This window comes from Arthrobacter flavus (assembly GCF_039526005.1).
Taxonomy (GTDB): Bacteria; Actinomycetota; Actinomycetes; order Actinomycetales; family Micrococcaceae; genus Arthrobacter_D; species Arthrobacter_D flavus.
This window is the reverse complement of sequence record NZ_BAAAIJ010000014.1, coordinates 6,310-12,493: the sequence shown is the minus strand read 5'-3', so window position 1 is coordinate 12,493 and position 6,184 is coordinate 6,310. Positions and strand designations below refer to the sequence as shown.

7 protein-coding genes are annotated in these 6,184 nt (G+C 65.1%); 2 read left to right on the top strand and 5 right to left on the bottom strand.

Annotated features, from left to right (window positions below; all coding sequences use genetic code 11):
• Positions 1-21 precede the first annotated feature (21 nt).
• The 5 genes from ABD059_RS05560 to ABD059_RS05540 form a co-directional block, all read right to left on the bottom strand.
• Entirely contained in the window at positions 22-165 is a 144-nt protein-coding gene (locus tag ABD059_RS05560; protein WP_343878371.1) for a hypothetical protein, read from the bottom strand.
• Between the two features lie 45 nt (positions 166-210).
• Positions 211-1,059 (bottom strand): HNH endonuclease, encoded by an 849-nt coding sequence (locus ABD059_RS05555; RefSeq protein WP_343878370.1) that lies wholly within the window; start codon positions 1,057-1,059, stop codon positions 211-213.
• Positions 1,060-1,152: 93 nt separating this feature from the next.
• On the bottom strand, positions 1,153-1,731 hold the full coding sequence (locus ABD059_RS05550; RefSeq protein WP_343878369.1) for a DoxX family protein: 579 nt from the start codon (positions 1,729-1,731) through the stop codon (positions 1,153-1,155).
• A gap of 93 nt (positions 1,732-1,824) precedes the next feature.
• Positions 1,825-2,481 carry an SAM-dependent methyltransferase gene (locus tag ABD059_RS05545; RefSeq protein WP_343878368.1) on the bottom strand — a complete coding sequence of 219 codons (657 nt, stop codon included), beginning with the start codon at positions 2,479-2,481 and terminating at the stop codon, positions 1,825-1,827.
• Positions 2,478-3,482: an NAD(P)/FAD-dependent oxidoreductase gene (locus tag ABD059_RS05540; protein ID WP_343878367.1), complete on the bottom strand. Its 1,005-nt coding sequence runs from the start codon at positions 3,480-3,482 to the stop codon at positions 2,478-2,480. Before ABD059_RS05540 ends, ABD059_RS05545 begins: the two co-directional genes overlap by 4 nt.
• 66 nt (positions 3,483-3,548) lie before the next feature.
• Here ABD059_RS05540 and ABD059_RS05535 point away from each other — a divergent pair, with 66 nt between their 5' ends.
• The gene (locus tag ABD059_RS05535) at positions 3,549-4,133 is read left to right on the top strand and encodes a helix-turn-helix domain-containing protein (protein ID WP_343878366.1); all 585 of its coding nucleotides are present in this window, start codon (positions 3,549-3,551) and stop codon (positions 4,131-4,133) included.
• Positions 4,134-4,340: 207 nt separating this feature from the next.
• Complete coding sequence (locus ABD059_RS05530) at positions 4,341-6,173, top strand: L-lactate permease (protein ID WP_343878365.1); 1,833 nt, start codon at positions 4,341-4,343, stop codon at positions 6,171-6,173.
• The last annotated feature ends 11 nt before the right edge of the window (positions 6,174-6,184 follow it).

The window sequence follows — 6,184 nt, the reverse complement described above, 5'->3', positions numbered from 1 at the left end:
GTATCCTATTGAGAAGCGCCGCTAGAACAGCCGCCTGAACATCTCCTCAGCAGCGGAAATCACCACGAACCGCGAAGAGCCATGTAACTTCGCCTCCCCGTTGGCATGCCGCTTCTCAATGACAAGCGCTTCTCCCAGGTCAACAGTTTTCTCATTTGAACTCACTATCAGAGACTACTGCTTGAGAATGCGACACATGCACTACTTGCTCTATTTGTCGGTCAGTGTGGCCCCGAGGATCCGGACTGCATCCTCCTGAGCACGCGCCTCAACTGGCCCGACGACGGACCCCTCCAGATGTATCGACGGGCGAATTAGTCGCCGCAGCTCGGCGGGCGAGTACGGCTCAGGCGTCCGCATGTGCGCCATTGCATGACAGTTGGCGCACAGCGGAACCAGATCGGTCAGTGGATCCAGCGCGTAGTCGGGGGTCAGTTCCGGGCCGGGCACGATGTGGTGGACCTCGATGAAGCCAGCACCAAGGCTGCCGTAGGTCTCCTCGAAGTTGAAGCGACAGACGGCGCAGCTACTGCCATGATGGGCGATGCTCTGACGGTGAGCTTCGGGATCACGCTCGTAGCGGTTAACCCGGCTTCGCAGCAGGGCGCTGGCGGGAAGTGTGCCAGCGGTCGGGTCGACAGGATGAGACTGCGACGACGGCGCATAGTCCGCCCACACGGCCCGCAGGAGCTGCGCCTGGTCGACGGTGAGAACGGTCGCGCCATCGTCGAGAAGGAAGCCCGGCACACGGCCGGACAGCATTGCCTCGGGGATGTGTTCGCCGCGGGGGAGGAGGAGGTCGACGTCGACGGCGAGGGGCCCGCCGTCGTCGGCCGGACCAAGGCAGTCGGAGACCACGATCCCGTGACCGAGCAGCCCTCGTTCGTTGGCGCCCTGCAGGACCAGCCAGACATCAGTGCCAGGGGGAACGGGTGGGACGGTGACCGGCCACCGAACCGAGGCGAATCCGGCGTTGTGGACGGCATCCTGCACCGCAGAGTAGACGAACTGCCACCCTTCCCGCAGATCGGGATTCCAGCCGAGCATGATTGCCGTCATGGCACTCATTGTGTCACCAGCGATTGTGCCACCAGCCTTAACGCCAGAGGCCGTGCACCTGAACTCCGGTGCACGGCCTCGACGAGCTATTGCTTACGCTGGGTCGGTTGATCCCTCAGCGACTGGAGTCTTTTCCGGCTCCGACGTGGCATCGCCTGCCAGGGTCTTCCGGCGGCGGTAAAGCTGGATACCGATCGCCACGGGGATCGCGGCCAGCGCGGTGGCCCGCATCCAGGGCCGGTCGAGGACGTGGCCGGTCACCGAGTCCAGGGACACAGCGCCGGCGCCCGCGATGGCGAACGATGTGGCGGCGAGTCCCAGCACGGCCGGGTATTCGAAGCCTCCGTCGGTCGCGAAGAAACCGTTTGGCGTGTGGACGCTTGCAGCGACGCCCATGGTCGTAGCGGCAGCAGCACCGGCGGCCGGGGTGCCGAGCCCGACGGCGAGGGCCAGCCCCGCTCCAGCCTCACCCAATCCGGCAAGGACAGCACTGGTCTTGGCCGGGCGAAAACCCATGGCGTCCATGCCCTTGCTGGTGCCGTCGATGCCCCCGCCGCCGAACCAGCCGAACAGTTTCTGTGAACCGTGGGCGACGAGAACGCCGCCCAGGGCTACCCGGAAGATGGTCTGCGCGGCGGTGGCCGCGACAGGCGTATTTGTTTGGTGCGTCATGGAATTCCTTAAGTGTGGGGGTGTGGTGCTGCGGACAGCTCCCCTTCTATAAGGCATCCCAGGGCCAGTTTCTTCCCCGGAAGCCGAAACCGGTCAGGACTTCCGGCGTGCGCTGAGCACCGCGTCGTGGATGGTGAGGTCCTCGCCGTCGTGAGTCTGCACCCGTTCCCTTGACTCGGTCACGATCTCCCACTGCTCCGGATCCAGGAGCAGACCAATCTCCTCGGCGGTGTAGAAGAGGTCGGAGCGGGGAGGCCGGTGCGCGCCGGACTCCATGTCGGACGGGTGGTGGCCCACAATCAACAGGGTGCCGCCGGGTGCGACGGCGGCCGCCAGCCGGGTAAACAACGGTTCACGCTCTTCCTGGGGTAGGTGCATGAACTGGGCAGAGATGAGGTCGAAAGTGGACTCCGGGGGAGCCCACTCCAGAAGGTTCTGGCGGGTCCAGGTAATCCGGGCGGCCGAGGCCTGATCGGTTGCAGCCTTCTCAGCACCCCGGGTGAGGGCCACCTGGGAGATGTCGACGGCGGTCACCGTCCACCCCTGGCGGGCGAGCCAGATGGCGTCTGCGCCTTCTCCGCTGCCGATGTCGAGCGCAGTTCCCGGCGTCAGATCAGCCGCCTCGGCGACCAGCTGCGGGTTGGGCTGTCCGCTCCAGACGGAGGACCGTTCGTTGTAGAACGCGTCCCAGTAGGCCTGGTCGTATTCGGTGAGCGTCTGCTCGTGGCTGTGGTGGTCGTGGGAGGTCATGATGCGGTCACCTTCGTCTGGTTGGCGGGAGTGGAGCTGCGGTGTGCCGCGAGGTCGCGCTGCAGCTCGTCTTCCATGAGACTCATGTTAATCATCGCGCCGGTCCACGAGCCATCGGCCGCTGACGCGAGCACCTGCGCCATCAGATTCGCCGCGTTGCCCACCGCCCACACGCCGGGAACGTTCGTGGCACCGGCCTCACCCGTGGCGATGAAGCTCCCCAGGCCCGACTCGTGAGCGACCGTCGCCACGCCCAGGCCGGCAAACACCTCGGCACGGGCGTTGAAGGTCGGCGCGACGACGACGGCGTCCAGCGGGATGGTCTGGCCGTCCCCGAGCACGACGCCGCGCAGCGAGTCCTCCTCGACCTGGAGTTCCTGCACGGTCCCCTCGACCACGCGGATACCCCGAGCGGCGAGCTTTTCGAGCTCCTCGGCGGCGGGCAAGGGGTTGGTGTGAAGGAAGAGGGTGATGTCAGCGCTCCACTGCCGGAACAGCAGCGCCTGGTGCACAGCCATCGGTCCGGTGGCGAGGATGCCGATCGCCTGGTCGCGGACCTCCCAGCCGTGGCAGAACGGGCAGTGCAGGACGTCGCGACCCCACCGTTCGCTGATGCCGGGCACCGCGGGCAGCCCATCGACCAGGCCGGTTGCGATCAGGAGCCGTCGGCCGGCGATGACCTGGCCGCTATGGAGTGTGACGGTGAAATCCTCGCCGTCGCGGCCGGTGGCGACTACCTGCCCGTCGATGACGGTGCCGCCGTAGGATTCGACCTCGCCGCGGCCGATGGTCAGCAGCTCGGAGGGTTTCATGCCCTCCCGGGTCAGAAAGCCATGGACGCCCTCTGCGGGGGCATTGCGCGGCTCGCCGCCGTCGATGATCGCCACCGAGCGGCGGCAGCGGCCGAGCATCAGCCCGGCGCTCAAGCCCGCGGCGCCACCGCCGACAATGACGACGTCGTAGCTGTCTGTAGATGTGAAGGGAGTGATAGATGTGCTCATGTTCTTCATCCTCACCCCGTGAATCAAGGAGTGCAAACATCTTTGCTGGTCTGGCAAACTAAGCTCATGGATAAGGAAATAGATGACGCGCTGGCCGCCGTCGGGCCCCGCCTGAAAGCCCTGCGGATCCGCCGGGACATCACCCTGACCGCGCTCGCCAGGGCCACCGGCATCTCGGTCAGCACCCTGTCGCGGATGGAATCCGGCCAACGGAAGGCCACGCTCGAGCTGCTGCTACCGCTGGCGAAGGTGCATCAGGTGCCCCTCGATGAGCTGGTGGGCGCTCCGACCACCGGCGATCCGCGGGTGCACCTACGCCCGATCACGACCAGCTGGGGGACGCTCATACCGTTGACCCGCAAGCCCGGGGGAATCCAGGCGTACAAGCAGATCCTGCCCGGCGGCACCCGGCAGGAGGCGCCGACGCAGCAGGTCCACGAGGGGTACGAGTGGCTGTATGTGCTGAACGGCAACCTGCGGCTGGTGCTGGGCGATCGGGATCTTGTGCTGCCGGCAGGGGAAGCGGCGGAGTTCGACACCCGTACCCCGCACTGGTTCGGCCGGGCCGATGACAACCCGGTGGAGTTCATGAGCCTCTTCGGCCGGCAGGGTGAACGGATGCATTTGCGAGAGGTGTCCGACGGCGATTAGCTGGACGACCGCTCGTCTCACCACGCCCGCAGATGAGCCCAATCTGCGCGCCACCCATTGACTGTTCCTGTGGTCAGACCTAAGGTCTAACTCGTTGGTAGAAAACTTATTCCACAATGTGGAAGTGCTTTGTCGTGGGAAATACGCGGTGGGTGGCGCTCCAGGTCGTGGAAATATTCGGTAGCCACAGTCAAAGGGGACTGGTTTATGGATAATCTTGCGGTGCTTAGTTTGTTGGCGTTGGCGCCGATCCTGGTCGTGGGCGTATTGCTGGCGGGGTTCCGCTGGCCAGCGAAATACGCCATGCCGGTCGGCTACGTTTTGGTGGTGCTCGTGGCGCTGCTTGTTTGGAAGATGGATTTCACGGGTATCCTCGCGGCGTCGCTCGAAGGGTTGATCGTCGCCGGGACGCTGCTCTATATCGTCTTCGGGGCGCTGTTATTGCTCTCGACGCTCACCATCGGTGGCGCCATGGCGAGCATCAGGGCGGGCTTCAACAACATCTCGGCCGACCGCCGGGTCCAGGCCATCATCATCGGCTGGCTGTTCGGTAGCTTCATCGAGGGTGCGTCTGGCTTCGGTACGCCCGCCGCCGTCGTCGCCCCGCTGCTGTTGGCCATGGGATTCCCGGCGATGGCAGCCGTCATGGTGGGTCTGATCATCCAGAGCACGCCGGTGAGCTTCGGCGCCGTCGGTACGCCCATCCTGGTGGGTGTGACCAACGGGTTGGGTGGAGACCCGGCAGTGGATGAGCGTATCGCCGTCCTCGGGCTGACCCTGCCGGAGTACGTCTCAAACATCGGGTTCCAGGTGGCGGCCATCCATGCGATTGTCGGTATCCTGATCCCGCTGATCCTGGTCTGCATGCTCACCGGGTTCTTTGGCCCGGAGCGGCGTTTCCGTGACGGCCTGGCCGTTTGGCCGTTCGCCATCTACGCGTCGCTTGCGATGACCATCCCGTATGTGACCGTTGCGCGTTTCCTCGGACCGGAATTCCCGTCCTTGTTCGGCGGGCTGATCGGGCTGATGCTGGTCATGTTCACCTCCAGCAAGGGTTTCCTGATGCCGAAGGATACCTTCGACTTCGGGCCGCGCTCCTCCTGGTCCGACCGCTGGATGGGCACCATTGAGCCGTCCGAGGCAACCGATGTCCGGACGCACATGAGCATCATCAGCGCCTGGTCGCCCTACGTGCTGATGGCGGTCCTGCTGGTGGGTACCCGGGTGATCGCTCCGCTGAAGGAGTTCCTGACCGGAATTCAGATTCCGTTCGAGAACATTTTTGGCACCAATATCACCACCAATGTGCAGCCGTTCTACTCGCCGGCGTTCCTGATGATCCTCGCCGCCATCTTCGGGTACCTGATTCACCGGATGAGCAGAAATCAAATTGCCCAGACGCTGAAGGTGTCGGGAAAGCAGTTGGCGGGCACCGCCGTCGCCCTGCTGTTCGCTGTCCCGCTGGTGCGGGTGCTGATCCAGTCAGGTCCGGAGCTCAACGCCTCGGGCCTCTCCAGCATGCCGGTCACCCTGGCCGAGGGCGCTGCAGCCATCTCCGGTGTCTCGTGGCCGGTCATCGCACCGTTCATCGGCGCGCTGGGGGCGTTTGTTGCCGGGTCGAACACCGTGTCGAACCTGACCTTCGCCCAGTTCCAGTTCTCCACCGGTGCGGCCATCGGTGTTCCACCTGAGCAGGTTGTCGCCGCACAGGCGGTGGGCGGTGCCGGTGGTAACCCGATTGCGATCCACAACATCGTTGCGGCCTCCGCGACCGTGGGCCTGCTGGGCCGGGAGGGTGACCTGCTCCGCAAGACCATCCTCGTGACCCTGTACTACTGTGTGGCGGCAGGAGCTGTGGTGTCGCTGTTCATCTTCGGCCTGGGCCTGAACCTCGGCACCTTTGTGCTGGCGGCCCTGCTGATCGCGTTGGTCTTCCTGGCCCGCTGGATGATGCGCTTCCAGGGCAAGGATGCGCTTTCGCGGGTTGGCGGCGGTGGCTCTCAAGCCGACGACGACGTCGACACCAGAGACCGGGCCTAGCGGACCGGCGC